The organism is Pantoea agglomerans NBRC 102470 (assembly GCF_001598475.1).
In the GTDB taxonomy this organism is placed as follows: Bacteria; Pseudomonadota; Gammaproteobacteria; order Enterobacterales; family Enterobacteriaceae; genus Pantoea; species Pantoea agglomerans.
In genome coordinates this window covers 1-26,912 of record NZ_BCZA01000016.1, presented here as the reverse complement: position 1 = coordinate 26,912, position 26,912 = coordinate 1, and the positions used below count along the sequence as shown (strand labels likewise).

The following is a 26,912-nucleotide window of genomic DNA, read 5'->3' as shown; positions in this document are numbered from 1 at the left end:
GCTAACCCTGTTCGGGCGAGCTGCGGTGATTAAACCGCGTTTAGCACCACTTTCACCCCGTTGTGCAGGCGATAGCCCACAGCACTTTATGGTACATTTTTGCGCTCCAGCCAGACAGTTGCGTGTTAAATAATAATAAGTTAATGATTAATATATGAAAAATGGATTTACTGGCAGGCCGGCTGTTGCAGTCTCCCTTGCACGGCTGACCCCTGGCGGCCAGTGGATCAGCAGATTAATGACGCGATTCATGCCAGCCTTTATCTTCCTGCTGGCGGGATGTGGAACCCTGTCGCAAACCTCCGCCCCGGTGGGCGACCGCGTTTATCTGACACACGCCACCTTTCATGAAAATGTCGACGACATCGTGCAGCATTACATGCAACAGAAGCAGGTTCCCGGCATCAGCATTGCGGTCATTCATCGCGGTGGGCCGACCCGCTATTACGCTTTTGGCGTCACCGATCGTGTGCATCGCTATCCGATCACGCCCGATACCCTGTTTGCACTGGGATCGCTGAGTAAAGGCGTGACGGCAGAAGTGATTATCCAGCTGGTTGATCAGGGTAAGCTGCGCTGGAGCGATACACTGGCCGATCTTCTGCCGGAAGGCGTTCGCCTCAGCGCTGACGCGCAGCGCATCACGCTGCTGCAGCTGGTGACGCACACCTCGGGTCTGCCGCGACAGGATATGGATCTGACGATGCTGCAGCAGTTCGTTCGTTATCTGGACACCGGCGAGAACTTCTATGGCAATCTTGATAGCGACAAGCTGCTGAGTTATCTGGCGGACTTCTCTGCACCCGCGGTACGCATGCCACACTACTCCAACCTCGGCTATGCGCTGCTCGGTTATATCCTGCGCACGCGTTGTCATCAGGATATTCAGACGCTGGCGTCACAGCTTATCTTCACACCGTTAAAAATGAACCAAAGCAGCTTTGTACCGGAAACGCTGGCGGGCTATCCATTGCGTGCGCTGGGCCATGCAGGTGATCAGCCAAAATTAATCCGCCGCGGCACGCTGACGCCTGACTGGCATTTTCACGGCAACATGGTGGCCGCGGCCAGTCTCTACAGTAACGCGCGCGATCTGAGTGCTTATTTGCGCGCACATCTCAGCGCTACCGGTGATGCTGCGCGGGACCGGGCTTTCGCGGCGGTAGATCAGGCGTGGTATCAGCAGGGCGCGCAGGCGCAGAATATCGCCTGGGTGACCGACACTTTCGAACAGCAGCAGATCACCTATCAGGTGGGCTATATCGGCGGCTATGCCAGTTTTATCGGCTACGATAAACGTAACGGCAATGCGATTGTGGTGCTGCAGAACGGCTTTAACTGGAGTAACTATTTAGGCATTGCGTTGTTGGTCGATCTGGCAACTCAGGATAAAGTGGTCGGACAGTGATCCGCTACCTGGCCTGTGTGCAGTAAAGTGAATAGCGCTGTTTTTCCTTACACATAGCGTCAGTGCGCCGGAACTGAAGTGCGATAAACATTGTCTTTAGCCTGACTGTCAAAATTCAACGTGGAAATCATTATGCGCAGGACTCAACGTGTACTTTTATCAATGGGATTACTGGTTGGCTCGCTGAGCCTGATCCCCGCTGTACAAGCCGCTGGCGAAGCAACGGATACCGTTCCGCCACCGCCGCAGATTCAGCCTGCTAATCCGGATGCGCAGCCCGCTACGCCTGATACGGGCAGCGTTCAGCCGGATGCCGGTGCCGCGCAAAGCCAGGCGCCGACCAGCTCACAATCTAATGATGGTATTACGCCGACCACGCCGGCACCTTCCAATGGCGCGCACCCTAATTACGACCTCAGCACCATCATCATCGACTACAAACAGTACCAAATCGGTGACACAGTGCCAGAGAAGTACACCGATAAAACGTACACCATCAATGAGTGGCAAAAGCGTAATCTGCCTGCTCCGCAGGAAAATACCCACTGGGCCTATATCAACGCCAATTACATTCTTATTACCAATGACACCGGTAAAATCGTCATGGGTAAATCGGGCGATATCTTCTTCCGCGGTTAAAATAAGCGGTAAAAATCAGCCGGTCGTGATGACCGGCTTTTTTTAGCTGAAACGCTCAGCACCAAAGCTTGCCAGCATCGGATGCTTTTCACCGCTTACAATCTCCTCCGCCAGCAATTCACCGACAATCAGCGCCAGGGTTGCACCCGAATGCGTGAACGCCACATAACAGCCCGGCACCTTCTGCAGTTGCCCCAGCACCGGATCGCCATCGCCCGGAATCGGCTTCAGGCCAATTTTCCAGCTCTGGACGCTGAGCGGCTCGTCACCCCGTAACAGCTGACTCGCTTCCTCGGCCAGCTTTGCTACAACCTGCTTATCAATATGGTAATCGCCTCCGGCCAGCTTCTGGATATCAGCCTCGTACCAGTCATGATCCAGGGCGTAACGGTTGCCGGGGTTTGGCCGGATGGCGGCGCGAGGCGTGTTCAGCACCGCCTTGAGTTCATGTTTGCCCGGCTCAGTGATCACCAGCATGGAGACGGGCGATCCGTTGGGAATCGTCACGCCCAGTGGCGCAATCACATCCGGTGTCCAGGGCCCGCAGGCGACCACCACCGCATCTGCCTGTAGTTCACCCAGCTCACTGCGAATGCCGCAGGCCCGGCCCTGATCGGTGATCACACTGGCTTTACCGGCGTGTTCAATCACTTCACCACCCCGCGCCCGGAACTGATTCACCAGATACTCTGACAGGTGCGGCAGACTGACCCAGCCTTCACCGGGGTTAAAAATCGCCTGCGACGGCAGCGCGTCGGGATCGATCGTCGCATCCGCCTGTGCCACGTTATCAGGGGTGATGAGTTGTGAGTCGTAGCCGTGTGCTTTCTCATAGGCGTGCCGCGCCTGCGTGCCGGCTGCATCATTGCTGAACCAGCAAACGCCGCCATCAAAACGCAGCCAGTCGAGGGTGGGTTGTTGAGCAAACAGGGTGCGATAGCGATCAATGCCCGCCATGCGCAGCGCGTGATAGGGGCGGGAGCGTTCACCCGCCGAGTTGAGCCAGGAGAGTGAACGTCCCGATGCGCCAGAACAGAGCGCGGCTTCGGTCACCAGGGTCACCGCCGCTCCCCGTTTTGTCAGCTCCAGCGCCGTCGAGACACCTATTACGCCACCGCCCAGAACAACCACTTTCATTTCAGTTTTTACCGCCATTATCAGGTTCCTTGCTCAGTTACAGCACTTCAGAGAGAAAACGTTGCAGTCGCGGCGACTGTGGCGTATCAAAAATGGCGCCCGGCGGCCCGGCTTCAACAATCTCGCCTTCGTCCATAAACACCACCTGATCCGCCACTTTGCGCGCAAAGCCCATTTCATGTGTCACCACAACCATCGTCATGCCGCGACGACAGAGATCTGCCATCAGCGTCAGGACACCTTTCACCAGTTCGGGATCGAGCGCGGAGGTCGCCTCATCAAACAGCATGACCTCGGGATCCATCGCCAGCGCGCGGGCAATCGCGACACGCTGCTGCTGGCCGCCGGAGAGATCGCGTGGCCGGTGATCGGCGCGCTGACCCAGACCCACTTCTTCCAGCCGCTGACGCGCAATCGCCATCGCCTGCGCTTTGGGCAGGCCTTTAACCCGCCACGGTGCCAGCGCCACGTTCTCCAGCGCGCTGTGATCGGGGAAGAGATTGAAATGCTGAAACACCATGCCGATCCGTAACCGCAGCGCATCTGGCTTGTCGCGCAACACTGACCGATCAGCCAGAAGTACATCCCCCGATTGCGGTTCATGCAGCCGGTTGATGCCGCGCAGCAGCGTCGACTTACCCGAACCGGATGGCCCGATAATGCAGGTAGTGCTGCCGGGCGCGACCCGCAGCGAGACGTTACGCAACACCTCAATCGGGCCATAAGCCAGAGTCAGATCGCGCAGCTCCAGGCTGGCACCGTGCCAGCTCGCGGCAGTGGTGCTGTTCAGGTTATTCATGGTTGCCTCCGATCCGGGGATGAGTGACCAGTGCGCCGCCGGGCGCTCTGACTTCCTCCACCTCTTTTAAGCCACTTTGCGGGGCAGTCAGGCGACGTCGGCCGGTGCGATAACGCACATCGACATAGTTGACCATGTGCGTCAGCGGCACAGTGATAATCAGATAGAACAGCCCTGCCAGCATCAGGGGCGAGAGATTGCCGGTGAGCACCGCCGCATCCTGGCCCACGCGAAACAGTTCCCGTTGTTGGGTCATCAGGCCCAGCAGGTAAACCAGCGAGGAATCTTTAATGATGGCGATGAACTGGTTAACGATGGCGGGCAGTACGCGGCGGATCCCCTGCGGGATCACCACCAGTCGCATTGCCCGGCCATAACTCATCCCCAGCGCACGGCAGGCTTCCATCTGGCCGCGTTCAATACTCTGAATACCGGCGCGGAAAATCTCGCCCATGTAGGCGCTGGCGATCAGGCTGAGGGCGAAGATCCCCAGCGGATAGGGCGTAGGACCGAACAGCTGATAGCTGAAGCGCGCCAGGCCCTGACCAATCAGCAGAATGGTCAGAATCGATGGCAGACCGCGGAACAGATCGGTATAGAGCCGGGCAGGCAGACGCAGCCAGCGTGAGGGCGAGATGCCCATCAGCGCCAGCAGAAGGCCGAATAGCGTGCCGAGCAGCGTTGCCGCCAGCGAGATAATCACCGTGTTGACCAGCCCGGTGGTCAGCATCTGCGGCAGTACTTCCATCATTGATGGAAAATCAAAGAAGGTGCGGGAAAGAATCGTGAGCAAGTCCATCGCCGTCTCCATGCAGGGTGGGGGATCCCCCGGTTAACTCAGGACGCGAACGTCCGCATCTTTACTGCCCGCCAGGCAGATACTGTTTTGGCATCGGCGATCCGGGGAACCACTTCTGATAGAGCCGTTGCCAGGTGCCATCCTGCATGGCTGCTTTAATGGCGCTGTCCAGCGCGGCCTTGAAGGCGGGTTTGCCTTTGGCAATGGCAATGCCGGCCGGTGCATCAAACGAGGGGATGTCGGCGGCAGAGACCAGCTTAAAGCGGTCGGCGTAGCTTTTTGCCGCCTCGTAGTCGAGGAAGATCGCGTCGAGCGTACCGTTGTTGAGCGCAGAGACTGCGCTGTTGTTATCCGGGAAGCGTACGAGATCGGTCTGGGTGAAGTGTTCGACGGCATAGCTCTCCTGCAGCGTACCCTGAACCACCCCGAGCCGGTGTTTTGCCAGGCTGGCGACATTCTTCACGCCGCTGTCGTGGCGGGTCAGCACGGTGAGAAATCCCGCCAGATAGCCGGTTGAAAAATCCACCGTCTTTTCACGCGCAGGGGTGATGCCGATGGCCGCCACCGCCGCGTCATACTGACCGTTGGCCACCGCCGGCATGATGGCCGAGAAGTCCTGTCCAATAAAATCGACCTTATCGATCCCGATACGATGGGCGACATCTTTGAAGAATTCGACGTCAAAGCCGGTGAACTGACCGCTGGCATCCGTGAAGGTGTAAGGTTTTGAGTCGCCGACGCTGGCGATGCGTAGCTGACCCGGTTCGATCAGCCCATAGGGATTGTTATCGCTGGCAGCCAGCGTACAGAACGACAGTGAACAGAGTGCGAGCGTGGTGCCGAGCAGTTTGCCCAGGGTGGTTTGCGATTTCATAGCTCATCCGTTTTTGCAGGTTTAAACATCAGAGACTGTTGAGCCAGCGGTTATAATTGAGACCGGTCTCAACACAGGTGGCACCTTAAGACACTGATGTTGTGAGACCGGTCTCAAGGGGTTACAATGAGTTTAAGCACAGCCTTTTTTCGGCGTCAATATTCCTGTCATCAACCTGTGATTCAAAATAATTATGACCAGCCAGAAACGACAATCTAAAGCGCCCACCGTAGCGGATGTGGCGCGCGCAGCAAAAGTATCCAAAGCCCAGGCGGCGCGTGCGCTGGGTGGCTATGGGGCGGTCAGTGATGAGGTGCAGGAGCGGGTCAACAGCGCGGCCTCCGCGCTGGGCTATCGTCTGAATGCCCTGGCCCGCAGTATGAACACCGGTCGTTCTAATACCATCGGTGTGATTGTCGGCGACATTGAGAATCCCCATTTTGGTCTTGCGCTGCGCGGCATGGCGGATGTGGCGCGCACTGCCGGTTACCATCTGCTGCTCAGTAACAGCGATGAGAAGTTGCAGGCTGAGCAGGATGCGGTGCGGGTGATGCTGGAAAAGCGGGTCGACGGCATCATCGTTGCGCCCTGCTGTTCAGAACACCGTCACAACAGTCACCTGACTCAGGTACTGGAAGAGGGCAGAGCGCTGAAATTATTTGATCGCGCAGTAACTGACCTTGATGTGGAGGCGATCTGTTGCGAATTTACCGAAGTGGCTGCAGAAGCAACCTCGCAGTTACTGGAAGCGGGCCATCGCCACATCGCCTATATCACCAGCATGGCACTGGCAACCGACTACAGCACGCCAGGTGATTTTGGCCTGACGCCGGTCGCCCAGCGCGTGGGCGGCATGATGCAGGCATTTGCTGCCGCGGGCGTGGAATTTGATCCGACGATGGTGAAAGTGAATGCGCTGGACGAAGCGGAGATTGCCCGTATCGTGGCCGAGCTGTGGCAGCGTCCGCAGCCGCCCACTGCGCTGGTGGCTTCTGACAGCGTGGTGGCGATGTGGCTGCTGCGCGAAGTGACGCAGCGCGGACTGCGAATCCCTGCTGATCTCTCATTCGTGATGTATGACAATTTTCCGTGGAGTGAGATTGTCACGCCACCGCTGACGGTGGTAGCGCAACCGGTGTATGAGATGGGCCGTGAAGCGGCACGACGCCTGATCGCGGAGATACGCGGCGAAGCCGTCGGACCGATGCCGCGCTTTGATGCCCGTCTGATGATTCGCCAGTCCATTGCCGCACCGGCCAGCCTCATTAGTGCGGAATGATGCGGTTAACCCGGCCAGCCCGGTAACCGGTATATCGCCTGGCTGATGCGTTCGCAGGCAATGGTTCTATCATTTTCGCCAGTTTTGGTCCTTTTTAATCAATTATGATCGTGGCAATCTGCAGAGATAATCTGTAGCCAGGAGACAACATGCCACAACATACCAATCAGTTCGGACAGCCGGTCGGTGAGCCAATGCCAGACTGGCAGCCCCGACCTCTGCCCCAGCATCAGGTTTTTACTGGCGAAGTTTGTCGGCTGGAGCCGTTCAGTGTGGCGCGTCATGCTGAGGCACTGTTTGAGGCATGGGCGCTGGCTGAAGATGGGCGTGACTGGACTTACCTGCCTGCCGGTCCCTTTACCGAACGTCCGGCATGGCAGGCGTATGCCGCACAGCTTGAAGTGAGCCGCGATCCGCTGCATTTTGCCGTGATCGATCTGGCCACCGACCAGGCAGTAGGCAGCCTGTCGTTAATGCGCATCCAGCCGGAACATGGCGTGATGGAAGTCGGGCATGTCATGTTTTCGGCCCGGCTGAAACAGACCCGCATGGCAACGGAGGCGCATTTCCTGCTGATGCGTTACGCCTTTGAGACGCTGGGTTATCGCCGCTATGAATGGAAATGCGATAGCTGTAATGCCCCTTCCCGTAAGGCAGCGGCACGTCTCGGTTTTCGTTATGAAGGCGATTTCCGTCAGGCAATCATCTACAAAGGGCGTTCACGTGACACCAGCTGGTTCTCGCTTATCGATAGCGAATGGCCGCAGGTGAAAAAGGGCCTGCAGCGCTGGCTGGCGGAGGATAACTTTACCGCCGACGGTCAGCAGCGCGAAAAGCTGGAGGCGCTGCGCGACAGACCCTGACAGGGTGATAACGGGATCACATTAAAATATCTTTCAGGACCGCCGCCAGCAGGGTGGTGGTCATGAGAATAGATAACCGTTTGATCCAGCGCATATCGGTGGTCAGGGTAACAACGTCATTTCTGAGGCTGTCCACAGCCGAAGTTAATCGGAAATTCATTTCACTGAGAGCGACATCCAGCTTATCTACCTTGGCTTCTAACTGATTAAAACGGATGGCCAGTTTGTCTGTTTTTCTTTCAACATGGCCAAGCCGCTCGTCTATCTGATGTACTTTTGTTGTGAGCTGACCAAGCTGCCCATCTATCTGATCGACTTTGGTTGTAAGCTGGCCGAGCCGAATGTCTATCTGATCAACTTTTATTGAAAGCTGGCTGACCCGGCTGTCTGGTCGACTTTCAATGTAAGATTGCCGAGTCGATCATCCATCAGGTCGACTTTGGTCGTAAGGTGACTGACCCGATCGTTTGTCTCGTCGACTCTGGTCGTAAGATGGCTGACCAGATCGTTTGTTTCGTCGATTTTAGTCGTAAGGTGGCTGACTCGATCGTTTGTTTCGTCGATTTTGGTTGTAAGGTGGCTGACCCGATCGTTTGTTTCGTCGACTTTGGTCGTAAGGTGACTGACCCGATCATTTGTTTCGTCGACTTTTGTTGTAAGGTGTCTGACCCGATCGTTTGTTTCGTCGACTTTGGTCCTGAGCTGACTGACCCGATCGTCTATCTGGTCGGCTTTTGCCTGAAGCTGGCCGAGCCGAATGTCTATATGGTTGGCTTTGGTCTGAATCTGACCGAGTTGCTTTCCAACCTGTCCGCCTGGCTGCCTCTGCTGCATATCAGTAAACACCTCCACCATCGCCTCCGCTTGCTGATCGTCGATCCCTGCCTGTTGCAGCGCTTTAAAGGCTTTGTGGGTACTCATCATTGTGCTTGTCATCACGACACCTCCCTGTGCACTTCAGCGATAACGGCATCATGACAGGCAAAAGACGTATCGCCACTAAGCCGGTTATATTTTGCGCGCATCGCCGAAAAATATCAATTAGTACAACAAGTAACGTGCAACAGAGTGCGGGCTGTCTCGCAACATTTAGCTGATGGCAGGATGAGGCGACTCTGCGGAAATCCGCAGAGTCGGAAAGAGAAAAAGCGGGCGTCAGGGCTGTGGCACGATTTTAATTTCAACCATGCCGATGCCCAGTTTGCGCGGATCCTGACCGGTGATATTGCCGGTGTTACTCAGCTGTGGTTCAGGTGGTGCAATCACCAGACGATGGCTGGCGCCTGGGTTATCAAAATGCAGGGTATGTGTCGATATCTCTTCACTCAGCGACAGCAGTTGCTGCTGATCGCCGACCCGAACCGGAATCGCCCGGTGTGCGTTGGGGCCATACGCGCGCGCGGTGATCACCAGATCGAACTTCGCGGGCAGCGCATCGATATAGTCGATATGAACCTCGGGCGCGAGATTAGCGTTAGACCAGCGTCCCCAGCTCTCTGGCCGTGAGATGCCGCTGAAGCTTTTAACACTCTCCGGTGCGCCAGGCACGTCAAGCCGGAAGCTGTCAGCGCTGTAGCGAATGTTGTTATCTTCAATACGGATCTGCGCGAGGTTCTGCTGGTAACGCGCATCACTGATAGCGCCCTCCGGGAAACGGACTTTGCCTTTCCACTGCGGTTTGTCGACATGCGTCACCGACGGCGTGCCGCCGAGCTGTCCCATCGCCACACAGAGATCGCCGGAAAGTGCCAGCGAAGGCTGCCAGAGTCGCGCCATTTTAAAACAGCGATCCACCCAGAGGAATTTATCGGCTGAGGCGAAATCCGCCAGCTGATAGCGCAGCGGTGCCGAATATTCCCCCTCCGGCATCGGCTCGACATGCTTATCACTGATGCGGAACAGAATCGGCAATTTGAAGGTGGTTCCCGAGAAGCTGAAGATATTCTTCGCCTGATCCACCGTGAAGTTGTCTATCTTCTTCGGGAAGTTCCACAGCTGGATAATGTCGGGCTTCCAGCTCGCCACCTTACTCTTCATATCGTCGAACTGGGTGGAGAGTGAAAGCGATGAGAGGCTGCTGCGGCCCAGGCCAATCGCGTTATCGCCGCCGAGAATATCGAGCAGCGTGGCGCCGTTATCCAGCGTGCTGCGCTTCGCCTCCATCAACTCCGCCTGCGGCTTGTCACCACGGATCACCATGAAAAGATTGCGACGAGGCTGTTTGACCAGCCACGGATGCGCAGTGTTGTTCATCGCCAGATGATCCGAGCTCACCACAATCACGGTGTTTTTGAACCACGGCGACGCTTTAATGCGCGCAATCAGGCGCGCCACATGCTCCTGCGAGCAGGCGACCGCACTGAATGACTGATTCGGTTTGCCCTCAATGCTGTAGCTCCTGCGATCGCAGCTGCGTGAGATAAATCCGTCAGGATGATGGGTGTCGACGGTCAGCGTAAACAGCGCAAAAGGTTTACCGGCCTGAGAGAGTTCCTGATACTTCTCAAACACCTCATCCATTACCGTATCGTCGTAATAACCCCAGTTATTACGGTAGGTGGGATCGGCGACGCGGCTTTTCAGCTCCTGCGAACCATAAAGGTTAGCGGGATCAAAACCGTGTGATTTCAGGAAGACATCTTTCCCGGCGAAACGCAGATCGGCACCCTGAATAAACCAGTTCTGGTAGCCAGAGTTCTTCAGGATGTCGCCCAGACAGACGTTCTGTGGATAGAAGCTGGAGAGCGATGCTGACGCATTGCCATCAAATGGGGCAAACAGCGGAATGCCACACTGTGAGGCGACCATGCCCGCAATGGTGTAATCGGTACCTGGCAGCTGTTCGGTTTCGCTGAAGTCGATGCTCTGCTCTTTCTGCCGGCTCAGCTCCGGCGCTAAGCCGGGAAAGGCGATAGGGTCAAAATAGGTGCGCTCTAGGCTTTCACCATAGATGTAAACCACGTTGAGGTGCGGCTGTTCAATGCGATTACGCGGCACTTTATAGAAGTTGTCGAAGTCAGAATCTGCCAGTTGGGTATGCGACACAATCAGGGTCGCGACCTGGCGAAAGGCCGGGGTAGTCTGCACCGAGCCGAGTGCACAGGCGGCGGCCAGCAGCGACCAGCCCATGTGATGCGGACGCTTACGCCGCCGCAGAATCCACGACAGCAGGCAGAACAGCAGAAACAGCACGATGATCAGCCCAATCGCCGGCACCACATATTTACTGACACCCGCGCCGGTCAGACTGTTGGTCAGGGTATAGAGCACCGCATCGTTGATGCCATCACCGGTAAAATAGTTGCTGGCATAGAGGGTGGCGTTCAGCACAACGAAAAGCACCAGCAGAATAAGAACGACAATAAACCAGAATTTGTTACGCCCGGCTTTACAGGAATAGATTGCAATAGCGGCCAGAAACAACGCGACGGACACCAATTCGGACAACGGCAAATCCTCTCTTCAGGGCTACGCGAGGCTTCACGCAACCGGCCACCTTCGGGGGATGGTTTTTCGACAATCTATATTGGCTGTAATCCGGCTGCAACATATCCGGCCCGATTTGTGCGGTGAAGAGCAGATTGGTTTATTGTCATTTCAGAAGTGAGGTTATCAGGCATGACGGTGGCTGGCGCGCACCGTCAGCAGAGCAGAAGTCAGGGCGATTTTCAGAGTTTGCCGGTGAGATATTGTGCTTCGCCGTCGGCAAAACTCCAGTCACCTTTGTCGTTGGTGATAAAGCTGATCATTAAATCGTTGCCCTGCACACCACAATGCTCACGCAGCTCACGCGCCAGCTCGGCCATGAACAGCTGTTTCTGTTCACTGCTGCGTGGGCTGGTATAGACCCGCACCATCACCAGATTATCGCTCCGGCTGAATCCCAGTCCGGTATCCTGGAACACCATCTGATAGCGCTTGTTTTCCTGAACAATCTGGTAGCGATCGCGTTCCGGCACCTTAAAGGCCGTGAGCACGGCGCGGTGTGCCGCATCCAGCAGTGTACGAAGCTCTGATTCTGAACGACCCTGGATAACATCAAATTGCAGCAGTGGCATAGCGAACTCCTCCCGGTGATTAAGAACCCTATGGTGACCCCTTTATCCGGCGGGAAAAAGCGCGTAGCCTGAAATGATTATTCACTATAGTGAACAATCGTGATGAAAGAGATGAAAACGGATACGCTTTGGGATCATCTGCACTGGCTGACCGTACTGGCAGAGCAGGGCAGTTTTACCCGCGCGGCAGAGCGGCTCGACGTCAGCAAGGCGGCGATGAGTCAGAAAATTAAAGAGCTGGAGGAGATGGCCGGTGTGTTGCTGGTACAACGCACTACGCGCAGCGTGCGGCTGACCTCTGCCGGTGAGAAGCTGGTGGAGGAGCTACGCGAGCCTTTTGCCCGCATTGAACAGAGTTTTTTCAGCGTGCGGGACACCGCCGGGCCGGTGCGTGGCCTGGTGCGCATTACCGCACCGGTGGCGTTTGCCCGTCAGCAACTGGTGCCGATTATCGGTGAGTTTCTGCGTGATTATCCGCAGGTGCGTCTGCAGCTGGATGTGACTGACCGCATTGTGTCGCTGAGCAGCGAGGGATTTGATCTGGCCATTCGACACAGCGACACCCTGCCGGAAACCCACGTGGCACTGCCGCTCTGTGACACGCGGACATTACTGGTGGCATCACCCGCCTATCTCAACGAACAGGGGATACCGCGTACGCCGCAGGATCTGGCGCAGCATAACTGCCTTTACTATCCACGCGGCGTCGAATCACCGCGCTGGCGGTTTACCACCTCCGCGGATAACGAGCAGGTCCAGATACGGATCCAGGGCAGCTTTGCCACTAACAACAGCGAGTCGATACGCGATGCGGCCCTGCAGGGGTTAGGGATCGCTATGCTGCCCGATTTCAGCGCCCGGGAGGCGCTGGCAGCAGGGTCATTGCAGCAGGTGTTGCCTGCGTGGCAGCCGGTTGAGGCCTTTGCCGCCCGCCTGTGGATCGTACGACCCTGGGCGGCGCAGGTGCCCCGCGCGGTCACCACGTTTACACACTGGCTACGCGCGCGCTTTGACCGTTGAAGGCAATGCCAGCGCAGGTGGCGTGGTGTGCATCATCTCGCCAATCAGGCTGCTGCGGTTATATAAACCAAGCCGCAGATTGAAGTCGAGATGCAGCCGCTCGTTGCCGGTTAATTTTATAATGGGTGGCGGCGTCTGTGGCCGCTGCTGAAACATCACTGACTGCGCAAAGGCGCTGCTGCTGTCGGCGTGCAGGCGCTGATAGAACCAGGCGCTGGCTTCACTTTTACGCAGATAGAGATTCGCCCGCCGGTATTCCCGCATCGCAATCTGCTGCGCCAGCGACAGGAGCTGACGAGACGGATTCTCCATATTCTGCACAATCAGCGGAAAATCATCACGCTTCTTCAGCTCATGGAAATAGTTGCGGATACCGACGTTTTTAACCGGTGCCAGCTGTTTCAGCCATTCGCGGATAAACGGATTTTGCGGGGCGGCAGCAAGAAACCAGCTCTCGGTGATCGGCGCAAGCAGGTTCAGCGTTGATTGCTCGTTATAGTAACCAATGAGATCCATTGATCGCGCTTCGTGAACGCGATGCACCCAGGCGAGATTCTCAAACAGCAATGTGCTGCAATCGATGCCGATGCCGCCATAACGGTGAATCAGCTCAAGCCGGATGATTTCACTTTTATGTGCCAGCGTCAGATCGGAAGAGATAAAGTTGAGATCGGGCAGCCACTGCGACAGGGTGCGCTGCGTAATCAGATAAACCTGGTGGTCGGGGTTGTCCCGCCGGATTTTACTGATATTCAGCGCCATTGAGGCAGGCAGGTGATCGTTATGCCAGACCATCCAGACGATTTTTGGAATCTCCGGCAGATCTTTCTGCTGCGCGATCAATACAACATTATCCTCCTGACCCGGATCATATTCCGGAGCCTGACAGAGTTTCTGCTGTTTTCTATTCCATAACATCTGGCTACTGAACGATATTCTTTTCCAGTTACGCCAGATTTTATGCGCTGGACGTTGGCGATGTGAAGTCATGGTACACCTGTTATTTTTATTTTCCCGTCATAGTGCAGGCTCTGCCCGTTCCGCCAGCGGCGGGAACGGCCGGAATTACATACTGACTGCAATCCCGATGAGTGCGGGAATTAATGAATAGTTTTCCCTGGTGGCGACGCAGTGCTGGAGCGCGCGATAGTTTCCTCACGGCTGTTTAATTGCACTGCACCTTTTTAATAAAACATTATTTACACATTAGCTATGTCTTTTTTTGACTTTAGGATAATACGGAAATAATCCGGTCACGTTATGAAAATAATAATGTCGTCACTGTTAATCATTATTTAAATGCGGGAATAAACGCACTTAAGGAATATCTGAATATTATTCTTAACCTGCGCATTATCCTGCGGCCCGGGCCACAGGAACAGTGGCTATTGTACTTAACTGGTGGTGTAAGCCCGGCTCATCAATCCGCGGAATCAGACAGCCTGAAGAGGATTGTCTACGCTTAAGAAGAACTTACTGAGAAAGGAGCGCGCATGCAGAGTGAATCTTACGGGTTACTGGCGGTTGATAAGCAGGGCAATCGCGTCCTGTTTCTTAATCCGGAAACCTTCGCGGTCGAGCGGGAACTGAACGCTTTTCCACCGCGGCCGCATGAACTCCTGATGCTGGCCCCCTGGGGTAAAGCCTATGTACCCATTTTTGGCGACGGCGTTCATGGTAATAACCCGCATCCGGGTCACAAAGTGGCGATTATCGATTTACAGCGTCGGGAGATCAGCGGCTTTATCGATCTGTCGCCGCTGCGGGCACCCCACAGCGGGCAGCTGGGCCGCGATGGCAAAGTCTATCTCTGCTGTGAGCAGAGTGCCGCAGTGGCGGTGATCGATCCGCAGAGCGACAAAGTGGAAAAAATCATTCCAGTTCCTTCTCACAACGCGCATCGCCTGACGCTGTCACCCAGCGGCCGCAAGCTGTTCACCGATAACGAAGAGGATGCGACCATCACCGTGGTGGATCTCTGTGAAGCAGAGGGGCGGGTCATCGACACCATCCTGCTGCCCGGGCCGATTGCGGGCATCGCTGCCTCTCCGAAACACCCCTATCTGGTCGCCAGCGCCGCTGATGCACCGTTGCTCTATGTGATTGATCGGCAAAGCCACCGCATTCGCCAGCGCCTGACGCTGCCGGGTCATGAGCGGCCCTGTCAGGTGGTACGCTTCAGCGCCGATGGCGAGCAGCTGGTGGCGATAGGGGATCAGGAACCGCTGGTGACGCTGTTTGACGATCTGCTGAATCCGCTGGGCGACATCCGGGTAGGTAACATGCCGATGGACGGCTGTTTTACGCCAGACAGGCAACAGCTGCTGATTGCCAATCAGGATGATGGCACGCTGAGCGTGATCGATCTGGCGCAGCGTAAAGTGATTGCCACGCCGCGTGTTGGAACGGGCTGTGAGGTGCTGGGTTATTTTCCGATCGGTCAGATAAACGGACGATGATAGATCGCGGAACTCCAGTGGCGGCTGCTGGCGTGCTTCTCCGCCTGCCAGCCGCGTTTACGTAATTCGCGCGCAATCATCTTATTCATGATGCCGTGGCCCAGCAGCAGCACCGTGCCATGCCGTGAGTGATCGATCAGCTTCTCTGCCGCCGCGGAGGCGCGGCTGCGCGCATGTTGCAGCGACTCCGCTTCACCCGCATACCCGCAGAACCACAATAACCGCAACAGGGCCAGCCAGCACAGGGTAGGCAACTGCACCGCGCCGGTTCGCAGCAGTGGCACGGCGACTTCGCTGAACACGGCATCAACCTCATGGGGCTGCAGACCGAGCTGGCTCAGGGAGGATTGTGCGCGGGGCAGGGGACTACAGACAATCACCGCGGCCTGACGTGCAATCTCAATACTGCGCGGCGGCGGCCCGTCACTGACCTGTGACTGATCGTAGGCTTCGCACCAGTCTGCCAGCGCCTGCACGCTCTGGCGACCCGCAGCCTGGTGGTCAGGTTTACCGTGTCGCATCAGGATAATTTTCATAGCATCTCTGTCCGCCCTTTTTGTCAGGGTAACGTATTGTCTGCGCTTACAGCGATTTTTCAGAATAAATACCCGTGTCATCTCATGGTCACAGGCGTGTGCGACAACAGAGCCCGATGAAAGGATTTTAGTCAGTCTTATAACGCTTAATCATAAGAGAAAATGGTAACTTATAGTCGATGGTGATTTTTTTCAGGCGATGTGTTGCGGGTAACTGGCTGAATTTGCGCTAAAAATGCGTGATGACGGGATGTGATAGTGAAGTTTTACTAATAATTTTCATCAGGATCTATTGATTTATCTACGCGCGTAGATACACTAGGTCCCCAGTGATTGCTCACGGTGCCCGATGCACAGTAGACCCATCGATTGTTAAGTTACATTCGCTCAGTTTAAGCGACCGGTGAAAAATACACCGGCGAAATGGGGCGAAGAACAAGATTCCAACACCAGGGAATCCTTTAACCTTTCATCATGGTTAGTCAACTGAACGTCGTCACCGGGGAATTTCCGCTTTTATCAGGGAATCGACCCATGGACGGGCGTTTATCGATCTGCATACTCATTCAGGGATAGGGTTATGACGGCACACAACTCCGTTAATCAGCAGGCATCACTGTCATCCACTTCAGCCGCCGATGAGCGGTTTAATACCCCTTCAGGCCGCAAAGATTTCTGGCGCGCCACTTTCTCATGCTGGCTCGGAACGGCAATGGAGTACGCGGATTTCGCGCTCTATGGCCTGGCGGCCGGTATTATCTTCGGCGACGTCTTCTTTCCGGAATCAACCCCTGCAATGGCACTGCTCTCCAGCTTTGCTACCTGGTCAGTCGGCTTTGTTGCCCGGCCTATCGGCGCACTCTTTTTCGGCTGGCTCGGTGACCGCAAAGGCCGAAAGGTGGTGATGATCTCCACCATCATTCTGATGGGCGCTTCCACGACGTTGATCGGCCTAATCCCGAGCTATGCCTCTATTGGCGTCTGGGCTCCTGCCTGTCTGGTTCTGCTGCGCTTTACGCAGGGTTTCGGCGCTGGCGCGGAGTTATCGGGCGGCACGGTGATGCTGGGCGAATATGCGCCGACAGAGCGTCGCGGACTGATCTCCTCCGTGATCGCACTGGGTTCTAACAGCGGCACACTGCTGGCTTCGCTGGTCTGGTTGCTGGTGGTACAAATGGATCAGCAAAGCCTGCTGGAGTGGGGCTGGCGTATTCCGTTCCTCAGCAGTGCGCTGATTGCGCTGGTTGCCTTGTGGATTCGACGTCATCTGCGCGAAACGCCGGTGTTTGAGCGCAGAAAAGCGGAGATGGAAGCGGAACGCGCAGGCGTGCTGGCCGCTCCGGTGGTGGATCAGCGGCCTTTCTTCCAGCGTACCCGTGCCTTCTGGACCATGGTTGGCCTGCGTATCGGCGAAAATGGCCCCTCCTATCTGGCGCAGGGCTTCATCGTCGGTTACGTCGCGAAGGTGCTGATGGTCGACAAGTCCGTACCAACCACTGCGGTGTTCCTCGCGTCGTTGCTGGGTTTCCTGATCATTCCTTTAGCGGGCTGGCTCTCTGACCGCTTTGGTCGCCGGGTGGTTTATCGCGTGTTCTGTCTGTTACTGATGTTCTACGCCTGGCCCGCCTTTACGCTGCTCGACACGCGTGAACCGATGCTGGTGATCCCGGTTATCGTGGTCGGTATGGCGCTGGCGTCGCTGGGTATTTTTGGTGTGCAGGCGGCATGGGGCGTGGAGATGTTCGGCGTTCATCATCGCTACACCAAAATGGCAGTGGCTAAAGAACTGGGTTCCATTTTGTCCGGCGGAACCGCACCACTTATTGCCGCTGCTATGCTTTCTTATACCGGTCACTGGTGGCCGATTGCGGTTTATTTCTCGGCGATGGCCGCAATTGGGTTCTTTACCACCTTTGTCGCGCCTGAAACGCGAGGGCGGGATCTCAATCTGCCTGAAGATGCCATCTAGCTTTGCCTGAGGATGCCATCTGCCAGGATAGCGCGAAAAGCAGCAGGCCGTGTAAAGCGGCCTGTTTTTTTATGGAGGAACGTGATGTGCCTAAGTCGTTAACGGGAAAAGTGACCCGCAGTGAAGTTGCGAAAGCGGCAGGCACCTCAGTGGCAGTTGTCAGTTATGTCATCAATAACGGGCCTCGTCCGGTCGCCGAGGCGACCCGTCAGCGGGTACTGGAGGCGATTAAAGCCACCGGTTACCGGCCAAATGCGGCAGCACGCGCACTGGCATCCGGCAACACCAAAACCTTCGGACTGGTGGTGCCCAACATCGGCAATCCTTTTGTGGCCTCAATGGCGCACGTGTTGTTGCAGGAGTCGATGAATCACGGCCACGTCATGCTGCTGGGTGATGCAGGTGATGACCGCAAGCGCGAACTGGAGTTAATTCAGGGACTGCTGAATCGGCAGGTCGATGGACTCTTTTACAACAGCGTCGATCGCCATCCTTACATTGACCTGATTAAAGCCAGCGGTACGCCACTGGTCATGCTGGAACGGGTTGAGCCTCAGCCGGGCGTTAACATGCTGCGGGTCAATGAGCGTCAGGCCGCCTGGCAGGTGACGGCACATCTGTTGAGTCATGGTTATCAGCAGGTCGGCATAATCAGCGGCCCGGTCGATATGCTTAACGCGCAGGATCGTATTCAGGGCTGGCGTGATGCCATGCAGGATCGCGGGCTGCCGATTGATGAATCGCTGATGTTTCCCGCCAGCTACACCCCACAGGGCGGATACGCTGCGGCACAAACCATGATCGCCCGGGGTCGTGTGCCTCGTGCGCTGTTTACCAGCAACGAAGGTCAGGCGATTGGCGCGCTTCGCGCCTTTTCCGAACATCAGATTCGTGTGCCGCAGGATGTGGCGCTGGTCTGTTTTAACGGTACCAATCACTCGTCGTTTCACGTCCCGACATTAACGACCGTGCGCCAGCCACTGCGTGAGATGGCTCGCTCTGCGATTCATATGCTGAAAGAGGGACAGAGCGAAGCGCAATTAAAGGAGTTTCCACACTACCTTGAAATCGGTGAATCCTGCGGCTGTGAGCCGCAAAGCCAGAGTTAGCCTATAAAAATATGAAAAGAATTATTATTGACTGCGATCCCGGCAACGGTATCGCGGGTGCCAACACCGATGATGGGCTGGCGATTGCGCTGGCCTTAGCTTCACCTGCACTGTCGCTGGAATTGATCACCACCGTGGCCGGTAACACGCCATGTGAAGTTGGCGCGCGCGTCGCCAAAGATCTGATCGTCCGGCTGGGATTATCTATCCCGGTAATCCAGGGGGCGACGCAGGCGCTACAGGAAGATCCTGCGCCGTGGCGCGAGACGCTGGATAACCGGGTCAATCAGCTTGCGCTGGGTAAGATGTGGCAGGGCGTGCGCCAGCCAGCGGATATCGCGGCGGATGCGTTTGATGCTGCTGACGCTATCGGCAAACTGATTTGCGACAATCCGGGCGAGATTACCCTGGTGGCGATTGGCCCGCTGACGAATGTGGCGCTGGCAATGCAGCGCTATCCCGCCATGGCCGATTCTGTGGCGGAAATTGTCATCATGGGCGGTGTGTTTACGCTGGATGATTATATCAAAGACACCAATTTTGGACTGGATCCGGAAGCGGCCCATCAGGTGTTGCACAGTGGTGCAGCAGTAACGCTGGTTCCGATGGATGTCACCACGCAGACGCTGCTGACCCAGCAGGATTTGACCCGCCTGACCGCCGTCGATCATCCGCTGACCGAATTTGTGCGCGATACGCTGCGTCCGTGGATCGACTATTCGATGGCGACCAGGCAGCTGGCGGGATGCTGGATCCACGATGCGCTGGTGGTCGCCTGGTTGCTGAATCAGCGGGTTGCGTCAGGCATCGATTATCGGGTGGATATTGAACTGCGTCCCGGTGCGACGCGCGGCAAAAGCTGGCGTTATCGTCAGCCCCTTCGGCTCACTGTCGGCGTGCCTGAGCAGTGCGGCGCATCGGTGCATGTGCTGCATCGTGTCGACAACACGCTGCTGTTATCGATTATTGAACAGGCATTTAAGCGCCTGAAATCCTGATGTCGTGGGCGATTCACTCGCCCGCGTGCTGGCGGCGGCGGATCGGTTTCCTGAAGATCGCTGTGGCCATCAAACGCTGACAGTATCCGTCAGTTTGTCAGCAGCATCAGGACGCGGGCAGAAGGTGCAGGGCTTGTGTGAGCTGATACCCGGCATTACATTGCTTCGCACACGTCGATCCAGCGGGCGTTAGTCAGTTCAGCCATCAGCTGTGGGGTAATGCGGACGGCGCTGTGGATAGCGCCGGCGGCGGGCAGGACTTCCTCGAAACTGCGCAGTGAGACATCACAGTAAACGGTCAGCGGGTTCTCAAGTCCGAAAGGACAGACGCCGCCCACCGGATGGCCGGTCCAGTTAATCACCTCGTCCACGCTCAGCATTCGTGCTTTCGCCCCCAGCGCCGCTTTCAGCTTGCGATTATCCAGCCGGGCATCGCCTCGTGTCACAATCAGCACCACGTCGTTTTTTACTTTCAGTGACAGGGTCTTGGCAATCTCTCCTGGCGTCACGCCATGGGCGCGGGCAGCCATCCCGACCGTCGCAGTGCTTTCGGCCAGTTCAATAATTTCAATTTCAGGGGCGTGTTCGGCGAAGAACTGGCGCACGGACTCCAGGCTCATCTTTATCTCCAGGCTGATCGAAGGCGTAAAAATTGCCACAAGCCTCAGTGCCTGTAAACGAGATAAACGGAGAATTCAGCGTAATTAAGTCTTTTTAGCTGCCGCTCAGGGTGCAGTTGCCGCATTGTTCGACATCGGGAATGCGATAACGCTGGCAGCAGCTGCGCCGGACCAGTTCGCCGTTGCGCGGGATCATGGTGCGGTAGAGCGGGTTTTCGCTGCCATCCAGCAGCCGCTGGTTGAAGAACAGCGCCTGCTCCAGTTGCAGCACCAGCGATTCATCGATCTGGCTTTTCAGTTCACCCAGGAACCACTGGAATGAGTAGCCCATATTGTTCCAGATGAGTCGGGCGTTGATATCACCATGCTGCGTAATACCATTGACCACCGGGATCAGATGCTGCTGAATCAGCCGATCGATACGCTGCTGAGGGTTAAGGTAGCGCGCTTCTTCATCCTCCTGCACATCGATCCAGAAAGTGGCCGGATGACCATTTTCATGAAAACCGACGCGGATATGCTCTGGCGAGCAGTCCAGCGCACGCGACTCCTGCAACAGCGCCATGATCAGTGTTGGCAGCAGCAGGCCAAAATACCATTGCGCCCAGAGTGACAGCACCGGTTTCGCTTCACGAACCGCATCAGGATGATCGCGATAGAGATAATCGCTGTAGCGCTGAATAATTGGGGTAAAGGCTTCTGATTGTGACCAGGCGGCGAGGGGCAGCGTGTCGCGCGGAGCAGGCTGGCTGAGCTTCGTCGATTCAAGCAGATAGCTGCGCTGTTGTTGCAGCCGCTCATGCAGACTTTCCGCCAGTGGACGGTCATTCTGCCGGAAGATCATCGACTGAGCGTTAAAACGCTGTTCCTGAGCTGAAACGGTTGCCATGACGACTCGCGAAAAGTGTAGATAAGAAAGCAAATGATAATCGTTATTGATTAACTCTACAAGTCGTGTAAAAAATCGTCGTTGCGGGTGGGAAAACGGCGGGGTTGAGGTCAGTTATCCGATCGGGCAGAGCAGCAGAGAGCCGGGCATATCGCGCCGAAGCTTCAGTGATTACCGATGGCGTTACGTTTAATTATGCATGTTCACTGGCGGTCTGATGCTGTTTTCGGGGTAAATCTTCCCAGGCGAGAATGGTATTCCGGCCCTGATTTTTAGCCACATATAATGCGCTGTCAGCATTGGCGACCGCCAGGTCAAATTCATTATCATAAATAGGCGCGATGCCGGCACTGATGGTGACGTGGGTTGAAACGGTTTCATTGAAAAGATGAGGAATTTCTAAATCCAGCACGTACTGACGGATTCGCTCTGCCAGTTTCATGGCGATCGAGCCGTTCACATTGGTCATCAATACCAGAAACTCTTCGCCGCCATAGCGGGTGACAACATCGCGTGAACGCACCGCATCACGAATTGCGACAGAGACCCGCGCCAGCGCCTGATCGCCCATCGCATGCCCGTAATTATCGTTATAGGACTTAAAGTGATCGATATCCAGCAGCAGCACATAGTGGCTGCCAGCATGGTTTTCCAGAATATTATCGAGCCGGTTCTTAAGACCACGACGGTTATAAAGCCCGGTCAGCGGGTCGAGCATGCTGAGGTCGCTGAATGTCTCTTTCTCTTCGTAGAGCTGATGCATCAGGCGCAGAGTAAAGTTGTCGGCACGGCGGCGCATCAGATGCTGTAGTGAAAAACCAATCAGCGGCAGCGTAATGGTCAGCAGGATCAGTGGCAGGTGCTGCGCATTGTCGAGCAATAAAACGGTGAGCACCGGTGGCGTGACATGCAGACAAAAAGCCCCCAGATAGTCGCTCAGGGCGATGGCACTGATAAATAACACACTAATCAAACTGATAATAAGAAAGCCACCATCAAAATAGAACACCTGATGAAAGCGATAATTAATATGCCAGGCCCAGAGCATTCCCAGCAGCAGCGCCACAGGATTTAACAGGGGAAGTTTTACTTTAGGCCATATTAAAAGAGCAATTAACATGATGCCGCTAAAGGCCGCGACACTCATTACCGGCAGGGTCGTCTCACTTTGCTCACTGTTCATTATTGGCAGCAGATGAAATAGCGAAACGGCGATATTCAGAAACAGAAAAAGCATCACTGAAAGCCGGTATTTACTCTGTTTCAGTTCTTCATAAGATTGTAATTTCATTATAAGTACTCGTGACGACCCTGAAATACCAAAGCGCACGCCAGCAAAACCAGGTTCTGCCAGACAATGAGCAAATTATTGCTGTTGCTGTTATTAAAGGTGTTATCGGCCGCAATCTAGCATTTTCCAACTGGTCTGTCATCTTCGTTGCCGGGCGTGACAAAAACAGGCTGCAGAGCAGGCAAAACTGTCATATGATAATGGGAATGCTTATCATTTGAGGTTGGTGTCATGGGGATAGCGATTATCGCGGCCTGCGGCCTGTGGGGAGTCAGTTGGGCACTGGGTAAAAAGCTGGATAGTGCGTGGGGCGTGTTGCTGCCGTGCATTGCGCTGCCGCTGTTCGCCTTATGGGAACCGAGCTTCAGCCAGTGGCGGATGGTGATGACGGTTGCGCTGCTGCTGACAGTTGTGATGCTGTTTAACCAGCGGCTGCGTCACTATCTGCTGCTGCCATCCTGTCTGGCGTTAGCGGGCGGACTGGCGGCTGTCTCTGTGAATTTTCATCTGAATTAACATAAGCGGAGTGGTTAAAACCGGCGAACGGGGTAAAGCGGCTGGAAAAGGTAAAGCGACCGGAAAACAGAACAACTGGAAAAGGTAAAACGAGCAGGGGGTAAAACGAAACTACAGGGGAACAGAAGAGATGAGCGGGAAAGGCCTGAAGATGACAACGTTGGTGCGAAGAGAGGGACTTGAACCCTCACGTCCGTTAAGACACTAACACCTGAAGCTAGCGCGTCTACCAATTCCGCCACCTTCGCATCGAGTTGTCTGTTCATATCACCGCAATGGTGCGAAGAGAGGGACTTGAACCCTCACGTCCGTTAAGACACTAACACCTGAAGCTAGCGCGTCTACCAATTCCGCCACCTTCGCGCAGTGCTCGCGATATGAAACTTGTGATTTTGGTGCGAAGAGAGGGACTTGAACCCTCACGTCCGTTAGGACACTAACACCTGAAGCTAGCGCGTCTACCAATTCCGCCACCTTCGCATACCCGTAACACCTTGAGAATGTTACAACCACGGAGGCGCATTCTAGAGATTTTACTCTTTGCGTCAACAACTATTTCGTCGGGCTGAAACGATCGCTGTAAAAAGCAACGTTTTCAGCCCGGCAAAGCAGTTAACGGCAGGAAAAACCCTTAGCGCGTTTTGGCACCGCGACCATAGACGGCACGGTAAACTTTAAAGCGGCCGGTTTGCGCGATGACTTCATGGCTGCCGAAGGCTTCATCCAGCGCCTGCGGATAGGGCAGGAAGGTGTTGGCAACGATACGCAGTTCGCCGCCGGTATTCAGGTGCTTCACCGCACCACGAATCAGCGCCTGTGCGGCGTCGAGGCTGGTCTGAGTGCCTTCATGGAAGGGCGGATTAGAGATAATCATGTCGAAACGACCGGTCACGTCAGAGAAGACGTTGCTGGCGAAGACTTCGCCCTCGATGCCATTGGCGGCCAGCGTCGCTTTACTCGCTTCAATCGCCGCTGCGTGCACGTCACACAGCCACAGACGCACTTTAGGCGAACGGGCAGGCAGCGAGGCGGCAATCACGCCCGCGCCACAGCCCATATCCAGCACTTTACCTTTGGTGTGTGGGGTAAAGGTCGACAGCAGCAGGGCACTGCCGCTATCCAGACCGTCACGGCTGAAGACGCCAGGCAGGGTATGAATCGTCAGACCATCAAGCTGATACTGGTGACCAAAAGTGCTGGCATCGAATTCAGGCTGTTTGTCGAGGCGACCGTGGTAGAGACCACAGCGACGCGCGCTGTCGATCTTCTCCAGCTTCACCCATGACTCCATCATGCCTTCGGCGCTGCGCACGCCGCTGCGGTTTTCACCGACCACGAACACGTCGCAGCCCACCGGCAGCAGCGACAGCAGGTTCTGCAGCTGGAACTGCACTTCCGGCTTATTCTTGGTCCAGAAGTAGACCAGGGTATCGCAGCCCTGCACATCTTCGGCCTGCGCAACCATTCCGTAACGCGCCTGCTCGCCCATACGGCGGCTCAGGTTTTGCCAGTGATGATATTGCTGGGTGTGAACGCGCGACGAGGCGGTTTCCAGCTGAGCGGGCAGGTCATCCTGCAGATCGCCAGCAAATAAAACATGGCGGGCGGTAAATTCATCACTGTGGCGCAGAATGACTTCGCTGGCCGGGGTAAAAGCAGACATGTAGGGCTCCTGTAAGATCTGAGCGGGGATTATAGTGGTTTGTTGGCGCATGTTCGATGGGTTTGCTAGCATAGCGTCGCATTCAGGCAGCAGAACAGGTAACACCATGACGTCCAGGCGCGACTGGCTTTTACAGCAAATGGGAATTACGCAGTACCAACTGCGCCGCCCGCGCGTGCTTCAGGGCGAAATTGCCGTCACGCTGGCACCGGACACGCAGTTAATTATTGTCGCTGACGCGCCCCCCGGTTTGCATGAACCGCTGATGCGCGATGTGCTGCATGCCCTCAATCTGCAACCCGCTCAGGTAATGACCGTGACACCGGATCAGCTGCAAATGCTGCCGGAGACGCTGAACTGCGCGGGCTGGCTGCTCGGCGTAGAGAGCGAACAGACTTTCAATGGCGTGGCATTAACCAGCGCCTCTTTCAATGAACTGATCAGCAGCGGCGTCGCCAAACGCGCGCTCTGGCAACAGATGTGTAACCATGACAGCCATCTCTTTACTCACCCCTGACGATCTGGCGCAGGCCTTCGCCATTGAGTGTCGTAGTCACGCGTTTCCCTGGAGTGAAAAGACGTTTGCCAGCAATCAGGGCGAGCGCTTTATCAATTTACGTCTCGACGTTGACGGCCAAATGGCCGCCTTTGCGATTACGCAGGTGGTACTGGACGAAGCCTCGCTGTTTAACATCGCGGTCGATCCCGCTTTTCAGCGCCGGGGATTGGGCCGCCAGCTGTTGCAGCATCTGATCGATGAGTTGATCAAACGCGACGTGCTGACGCTGTGGCTGGAAGTGCGGGCCTCGAACCTGCCCGCCATCGCGCTCTATGAGCAGCTTGGATTCAATCAGGTCAGTCGTCGCCCCAACTATTATCCCACCGCCAGCGGCCGTGAAGATGCCATTCTCATGGCACTGACGCCGTAGCGGTGTTAAGGAGCTTTAATGATTGATAACTGGGATTGCATCCTGTTTGATGCCGACGATACCCTTTTTCATTTCGACGCCTATGCCGGTTTGCAGCGCCTGTTCGCCGGTTATGACGTGCAGTTCACCGACCAGGATTACAGCGATTATCAGGCGATAAACAAGCCGCTGTGGGTCGATTATCAGAACGGTGCTATCTCCGCGTTACAGCTGCAGACTCAGCGTTTCAATCACTGGAGCGAAAAGCTCAGCGTTGCGCCGGAGATCCTCAACAGCGGCTTCCTCAGCGCAATGGGAGAGATCTGCACGCCGCTGCCGGGCGCGGTCAGCCTGATGAACCAACTGCATGGCCGGGTGAAAATGGGCATCATCACCAACGGTTTTACTGCGCTGCAGCAGACGCGTCTGGAGCGCACCGGTTTTCGTGATTACTTCTCGGCGCTGGTAATCTCCGAGCAGGTCGGCCAGCCAAAACCGGCGCCAGAGATTTTTGATTACGCACTGAATCTGATGGGCAACCCGGATCGTGAGCGGGTGCTGATGGTGGGTGATACGCCAGAGTCAGACATTCTGGGCGGCATGAATGCCGGTATTAAAACCTGCTGGCTCGATCATGGCACCCGGCCATTGCCGGAACATATTAAGCCCACCTGGCAGGTCAAATCACTGGGCGAACTGGAAGCGCTGCTCATCGGCTAACGCAAGACGCCTCGCAAATCAGCATCTTTCCCATAAAAAAGGCCCGCACAGCGGTAATGTCAGTCAGTTAAGCGACAGGTGATAACGCAGTCTGGTGCCGGGCAGGGGCTGGCGGTCCTCGCGCCGCTGCGCGGTTCCTTCACGTCATGCCTCTGCCTGACGGACCGCCGGGGATGGCACATCCCGTGCCGCCCCGCCTTTCGCCCGCGTCCTGCGGGCTCTCCTGGCAGACTCATTCTGTTCAGCGCTGCGGATTGCCTGCCCCTGCCCGGCCCCGGCCTGCTCTGAAACTTCAGTGTGAATTGTTAAAAAGGGCACGAGAGTGGAGGCCTGAGCGCCTCTGCTGCTGAAAGGGCTA

Annotated in this window: 27 protein-coding genes and 3 tRNA genes; 14 read left to right on the top strand and 16 right to left on the bottom strand. The window is 55.9% G+C overall.

The annotated features are described in order from the left end of the window. The first annotated feature begins 154 nt into the window (after window positions 1-154). Window positions 155-1,408, top strand: coding sequence for a serine hydrolase domain-containing protein (locus tag PAG01S_RS20865; protein WP_062759664.1), 1,254 nt, complete (start codon window positions 155-157; stop codon window positions 1,406-1,408). A gap of 132 nt (window positions 1,409-1,540) precedes the next feature. Beyond that, window positions 1,541-2,047, top strand: a complete 507-nt coding sequence (locus PAG01S_RS20860; RefSeq protein WP_022625353.1) for an RcnB family protein — start codon at window positions 1,541-1,543, stop codon at window positions 2,045-2,047. Window positions 2,048-2,089: 42 nt separating this feature from the next. Here the strand turns inward: PAG01S_RS20860 and PAG01S_RS20855 are convergent, their stop codons facing one another. From PAG01S_RS20855 to PAG01S_RS20840, 4 genes are all read right to left on the bottom strand, one after another. Further along, a complete protein-coding gene (locus tag PAG01S_RS20855; RefSeq protein WP_062759663.1) occupies window positions 2,090-3,202 on the bottom strand; it encodes an NAD(P)/FAD-dependent oxidoreductase in 1,113 nt (370 codons plus the stop codon). Window positions 3,203-3,221: 19 nt separating this feature from the next. Then, complete coding sequence (locus PAG01S_RS20850) at window positions 3,222-3,983, bottom strand: amino acid ABC transporter ATP-binding protein (protein ID WP_010671731.1); 762 nt, start codon at window positions 3,981-3,983, stop codon at window positions 3,222-3,224. Then, the gene (locus PAG01S_RS20845; protein ID WP_062759662.1) at window positions 3,976-4,782 is read right to left on the bottom strand and encodes an amino acid ABC transporter permease; all 807 of its coding nucleotides are present in this window, start codon (window positions 4,780-4,782) and stop codon (window positions 3,976-3,978) included. Before PAG01S_RS20845 ends, PAG01S_RS20850 begins: the two co-directional genes overlap by 8 nt. A 61-nt stretch (window positions 4,783-4,843) precedes the next feature. Next, on the bottom strand, window positions 4,844-5,656 hold the full coding sequence (locus PAG01S_RS20840; protein ID WP_031593265.1) for an ABC transporter substrate-binding protein: 813 nt from the start codon (window positions 5,654-5,656) through the stop codon (window positions 4,844-4,846). A gap of 193 nt (window positions 5,657-5,849) precedes the next feature. Between PAG01S_RS20840 and PAG01S_RS20835 the strand changes: the two genes are divergently transcribed. The 3 genes from PAG01S_RS20835 (at window position 5,850) to PAG01S_RS22690 (ending at window position 8,165) form a co-directional block, all read left to right on the top strand. Continuing rightward, entirely contained in the window at window positions 5,850-6,935 is a 1,086-nt protein-coding gene (locus PAG01S_RS20835) for a LacI family DNA-binding transcriptional regulator (protein WP_062759661.1), read from the top strand. A gap of 149 nt (window positions 6,936-7,084) precedes the next feature. Then, window positions 7,085-7,798: a GNAT family N-acetyltransferase gene (locus PAG01S_RS20830; protein ID WP_062759660.1), complete on the top strand. Its 714-nt coding sequence runs from the start codon at window positions 7,085-7,087 to the stop codon at window positions 7,796-7,798. 244 nt (window positions 7,799-8,042) lie between these two features. Continuing rightward, the gene (locus tag PAG01S_RS22690) at window positions 8,043-8,165 is read left to right on the top strand and encodes a hypothetical protein (RefSeq protein WP_255265345.1); all 123 of its coding nucleotides are present in this window, start codon (window positions 8,043-8,045) and stop codon (window positions 8,163-8,165) included. Here PAG01S_RS22690 and PAG01S_RS22495 read toward each other — a convergent pair. The 3 genes from PAG01S_RS22495 to PAG01S_RS20815 all read right to left on the bottom strand — a co-directional run bounded on the left by PAG01S_RS22495 (window position 8,159) and on the right by PAG01S_RS20815 (window position 11,856). Continuing rightward, a complete protein-coding gene (locus tag PAG01S_RS22495) occupies window positions 8,159-8,734 on the bottom strand; it encodes a hypothetical protein (protein WP_062759659.1) in 576 nt (191 codons plus the stop codon). The genes PAG01S_RS22690 and PAG01S_RS22495 overlap by 7 nt on opposite strands. 219 nt (window positions 8,735-8,953) lie before the next feature. After that, on the bottom strand, window positions 8,954-11,245 hold the full coding sequence (gene opgB, locus PAG01S_RS20820) for a phosphatidylglycerol--membrane-oligosaccharide glycerophosphotransferase (protein ID WP_033770928.1): 2,292 nt from the start codon (window positions 11,243-11,245) through the stop codon (window positions 8,954-8,956). Window positions 11,246-11,466: 221 nt separating this feature from the next. Further along, the gene (locus PAG01S_RS20815) at window positions 11,467-11,856 is read right to left on the bottom strand and encodes a tautomerase family protein (RefSeq protein ID WP_010251498.1); all 390 of its coding nucleotides are present in this window, start codon (window positions 11,854-11,856) and stop codon (window positions 11,467-11,469) included. A 102-nt stretch (window positions 11,857-11,958) separates the two neighbouring features. On the opposite strand from PAG01S_RS20815, the gene PAG01S_RS20810 reads away from it, so the two are divergent. Further along, complete coding sequence (locus PAG01S_RS20810; RefSeq protein WP_045140803.1) at window positions 11,959-12,876, top strand: LysR family transcriptional regulator; 918 nt, start codon at window positions 11,959-11,961, stop codon at window positions 12,874-12,876. Here the strand turns inward: PAG01S_RS20810 and PAG01S_RS20805 are convergent. Then, a complete protein-coding gene (locus PAG01S_RS20805) occupies window positions 12,853-13,866 on the bottom strand; it encodes a glycosyltransferase family 32 protein (RefSeq protein ID WP_062759658.1) in 1,014 nt (337 codons plus the stop codon). The genes PAG01S_RS20810 and PAG01S_RS20805 overlap by 24 nt on opposite strands. 503 nt (window positions 13,867-14,369) lie before the next feature. Between PAG01S_RS20805 and PAG01S_RS20800 the strand changes: the two genes are divergently transcribed. Further along, window positions 14,370-15,335, top strand: coding sequence for a beta-propeller fold lactonase family protein (locus PAG01S_RS20800; protein WP_033759801.1), 966 nt, complete (start codon window positions 14,370-14,372; stop codon window positions 15,333-15,335). Here PAG01S_RS20800 and PAG01S_RS20795 read toward each other — a convergent pair. After that, window positions 15,317-15,871, bottom strand: a complete 555-nt coding sequence (locus PAG01S_RS20795) for a histidine phosphatase family protein (protein ID WP_010251487.1) — start codon at window positions 15,869-15,871, stop codon at window positions 15,317-15,319. The two genes, PAG01S_RS20800 and PAG01S_RS20795, sit on opposite strands and share 19 nt — an antisense overlap. Before the next feature lie 580 nt (window positions 15,872-16,451). Here PAG01S_RS20795 and PAG01S_RS20790 point away from each other — a divergent pair. From PAG01S_RS20790 to PAG01S_RS20780, 3 genes are all read left to right on the top strand, one after another. Continuing rightward, window positions 16,452-17,840, top strand: a complete 1,389-nt coding sequence (locus PAG01S_RS20790; RefSeq protein ID WP_010251485.1) for an MFS transporter — start codon at window positions 16,452-16,454, stop codon at window positions 17,838-17,840. An 86-nt stretch (window positions 17,841-17,926) separates the two neighbouring features. Further along, a complete protein-coding gene (locus PAG01S_RS20785; RefSeq protein WP_029519642.1) occupies window positions 17,927-18,949 on the top strand; it encodes a LacI family DNA-binding transcriptional regulator in 1,023 nt (340 codons plus the stop codon). An 11-nt stretch (window positions 18,950-18,960) separates the two neighbouring features. Then, window positions 18,961-19,947 carry a nucleoside hydrolase gene (locus PAG01S_RS20780; RefSeq protein WP_062759657.1) on the top strand — a complete coding sequence of 329 codons (987 nt, stop codon included), beginning with the start codon at window positions 18,961-18,963 and terminating at the stop codon, window positions 19,945-19,947. Window positions 19,948-20,102: 155 nt separating this feature from the next. Here PAG01S_RS20780 and PAG01S_RS20775 read toward each other — a convergent pair whose 3' ends face one another. The 3 genes from PAG01S_RS20775 to PAG01S_RS20765 all read right to left on the bottom strand — a co-directional run bounded on the left by PAG01S_RS20775 (window position 20,103) and on the right by PAG01S_RS20765 (window position 22,747). Next, window positions 20,103-20,567: a YbaK/EbsC family protein gene (locus tag PAG01S_RS20775; protein ID WP_010251476.1), complete on the bottom strand. Its 465-nt coding sequence runs from the start codon at window positions 20,565-20,567 to the stop codon at window positions 20,103-20,105. A gap of 94 nt (window positions 20,568-20,661) precedes the next feature. Next, window positions 20,662-21,456, bottom strand: coding sequence for a siderophore-iron reductase FhuF (gene fhuF / locus PAG01S_RS20770; RefSeq protein WP_062759656.1), 795 nt, complete (start codon window positions 21,454-21,456; stop codon window positions 20,662-20,664). 193 nt (window positions 21,457-21,649) lie between these two features. Beyond that, on the bottom strand, window positions 21,650-22,747 hold the full coding sequence (locus PAG01S_RS20765) for a GGDEF domain-containing protein (protein WP_062759655.1): 1,098 nt from the start codon (window positions 22,745-22,747) through the stop codon (window positions 21,650-21,652). 231 nt (window positions 22,748-22,978) lie between these two features. Here PAG01S_RS20765 and PAG01S_RS20760 point away from each other — a divergent pair, with 231 nt between their 5' ends. Continuing rightward, window positions 22,979-23,263: a DUF1435 domain-containing protein gene (locus PAG01S_RS20760; protein WP_010251467.1), complete on the top strand. Its 285-nt coding sequence runs from the start codon at window positions 22,979-22,981 to the stop codon at window positions 23,261-23,263. 161 nt (window positions 23,264-23,424) lie between these two features. On the opposite strand, the gene PAG01S_RS20755 is transcribed toward PAG01S_RS20760, so the two are convergent. The 4 genes from PAG01S_RS20755 to rsmC all read right to left on the bottom strand — a co-directional run bounded on the left by PAG01S_RS20755 (window position 23,425) and on the right by rsmC (window position 24,926). Beyond that, window positions 23,425-23,511: transfer RNA gene (locus tag PAG01S_RS20755), tRNA-Leu, on the bottom strand. 28 nt (window positions 23,512-23,539) lie between these two features. Further along, window positions 23,540-23,626 (bottom strand) — tRNA-Leu (locus tag PAG01S_RS20750). Window positions 23,627-23,656: 30 nt separating this feature from the next. Continuing rightward, a tRNA-Leu gene (locus tag PAG01S_RS20745) sits at window positions 23,657-23,743 on the bottom strand. 151 nt (window positions 23,744-23,894) lie between these two features. Beyond that, the gene (rsmC, locus tag PAG01S_RS20740) at window positions 23,895-24,926 is read right to left on the bottom strand and encodes a 16S rRNA (guanine(1207)-N(2))-methyltransferase RsmC (RefSeq protein ID WP_010253598.1); all 1,032 of its coding nucleotides are present in this window, start codon (window positions 24,924-24,926) and stop codon (window positions 23,895-23,897) included. Between the two features lie 106 nt (window positions 24,927-25,032). On the opposite strand from rsmC, the gene PAG01S_RS20735 reads away from it, so the two are divergent. From PAG01S_RS20735 to yjjG, 3 genes are read left to right on the top strand one after another with little or no spacing between them, the layout of a single operon-like run. Beyond that, window positions 25,033-25,443 carry a DNA polymerase III subunit psi gene (locus PAG01S_RS20735; protein ID WP_022625367.1) on the top strand — a complete coding sequence of 137 codons (411 nt, stop codon included), beginning with the start codon at window positions 25,033-25,035 and terminating at the stop codon, window positions 25,441-25,443. Next, window positions 25,415-25,855, top strand: coding sequence for a ribosomal protein S18-alanine N-acetyltransferase (rimI, locus tag PAG01S_RS20730; RefSeq protein ID WP_010671713.1), 441 nt, complete (start codon window positions 25,415-25,417; stop codon window positions 25,853-25,855). The genes PAG01S_RS20735 and rimI overlap by 29 nt, the downstream gene beginning before the upstream one ends. An 18-nt stretch (window positions 25,856-25,873) precedes the next feature. Then, the gene (gene yjjG / locus PAG01S_RS20725; RefSeq protein ID WP_010671712.1) at window positions 25,874-26,554 is read left to right on the top strand and encodes a pyrimidine 5'-nucleotidase; all 681 of its coding nucleotides are present in this window, start codon (window positions 25,874-25,876) and stop codon (window positions 26,552-26,554) included. The last annotated feature ends 358 nt before the right edge of the window (window positions 26,555-26,912 follow it).

Excerpts from the sequence above, each read along its gene's own strand:
- PAG01S_RS20830 (WP_062759660.1), top strand. The coding sequence starts at position 7,085 with ATGCCACAACATACCAATCAGTTCGGACAGCCGGTCGGTGAGCCAATG.
- rimI (WP_010671713.1), top strand. The coding sequence starts at position 25,415 with ATGACAGCCATCTCTTTACTCACCCCTGACGATCTGGCGCAGGCCTTC.
- PAG01S_RS20845 (WP_062759662.1), bottom strand. The coding sequence starts at position 4,782 with ATGGACTTGCTCACGATTCTTTCCCGCACCTTCTTTGATTTTCCATCA.
- PAG01S_RS20800 (WP_033759801.1), top strand. The coding sequence starts at position 14,370 with ATGCAGAGTGAATCTTACGGGTTACTGGCGGTTGATAAGCAGGGCAAT.
- yjjG (WP_010671712.1), top strand. The coding sequence starts at position 25,874 with ATGATTGATAACTGGGATTGCATCCTGTTTGATGCCGACGATACCCTT.
- PAG01S_RS20865 (WP_062759664.1), top strand. The coding sequence starts at position 155 with ATGAAAAATGGATTTACTGGCAGGCCGGCTGTTGCAGTCTCCCTTGCA.
- rsmC (WP_010253598.1), bottom strand. The coding sequence starts at position 24,926 with ATGTCTGCTTTTACCCCGGCCAGCGAAGTCATTCTGCGCCACAGTGAT.
- PAG01S_RS20855 (WP_062759663.1), bottom strand. The coding sequence starts at position 3,202 with ATGGCGGTAAAAACTGAAATGAAAGTGGTTGTTCTGGGCGGTGGCGTA.
- PAG01S_RS22495 (WP_062759659.1), bottom strand. The coding sequence starts at position 8,734 with ATGACAAGCACAATGATGAGTACCCACAAAGCCTTTAAAGCGCTGCAA.
- PAG01S_RS20760 (WP_010251467.1), top strand. The coding sequence starts at position 22,979 with ATGGGGATAGCGATTATCGCGGCCTGCGGCCTGTGGGGAGTCAGTTGG.
- PAG01S_RS20775 (WP_010251476.1), bottom strand. The coding sequence starts at position 20,567 with ATGAGCCTGGAGTCCGTGCGCCAGTTCTTCGCCGAACACGCCCCTGAA.
- PAG01S_RS20805 (WP_062759658.1), bottom strand. The coding sequence starts at position 13,866 with ATGACTTCACATCGCCAACGTCCAGCGCATAAAATCTGGCGTAACTGG.
- PAG01S_RS20795 (WP_010251487.1), bottom strand. The coding sequence starts at position 15,871 with ATGAAAATTATCCTGATGCGACACGGTAAACCTGACCACCAGGCTGCG.
- PAG01S_RS20765 (WP_062759655.1), bottom strand. The coding sequence starts at position 22,747 with ATGAAATTACAATCTTATGAAGAACTGAAACAGAGTAAATACCGGCTT.
- PAG01S_RS20735 (WP_022625367.1), top strand. The coding sequence starts at position 25,033 with ATGACGTCCAGGCGCGACTGGCTTTTACAGCAAATGGGAATTACGCAG.
- PAG01S_RS20840 (WP_031593265.1), bottom strand. The coding sequence starts at position 5,656 with ATGAAATCGCAAACCACCCTGGGCAAACTGCTCGGCACCACGCTCGCA.
- fhuF (WP_062759656.1), bottom strand. The coding sequence starts at position 21,456 with ATGGCAACCGTTTCAGCTCAGGAACAGCGTTTTAACGCTCAGTCGATG.
- PAG01S_RS20790 (WP_010251485.1), top strand. The coding sequence starts at position 16,452 with ATGACGGCACACAACTCCGTTAATCAGCAGGCATCACTGTCATCCACT.
- PAG01S_RS20850 (WP_010671731.1), bottom strand. The coding sequence starts at position 3,983 with ATGAATAACCTGAACAGCACCACTGCCGCGAGCTGGCACGGTGCCAGC.
- PAG01S_RS20835 (WP_062759661.1), top strand. The coding sequence starts at position 5,850 with ATGACCAGCCAGAAACGACAATCTAAAGCGCCCACCGTAGCGGATGTG.
- PAG01S_RS20815 (WP_010251498.1), bottom strand. The coding sequence starts at position 11,856 with ATGCCACTGCTGCAATTTGATGTTATCCAGGGTCGTTCAGAATCAGAG.
- PAG01S_RS20860 (WP_022625353.1), top strand. The coding sequence starts at position 1,541 with ATGCGCAGGACTCAACGTGTACTTTTATCAATGGGATTACTGGTTGGC.
- PAG01S_RS20780 (WP_062759657.1), top strand. The coding sequence starts at position 18,961 with ATGAAAAGAATTATTATTGACTGCGATCCCGGCAACGGTATCGCGGGT.
- PAG01S_RS20810 (WP_045140803.1), top strand. The coding sequence starts at position 11,959 with ATGAAAGAGATGAAAACGGATACGCTTTGGGATCATCTGCACTGGCTG.
- PAG01S_RS22690 (WP_255265345.1), top strand. The coding sequence starts at position 8,043 with ATGGCCAAGCCGCTCGTCTATCTGATGTACTTTTGTTGTGAGCTGACC.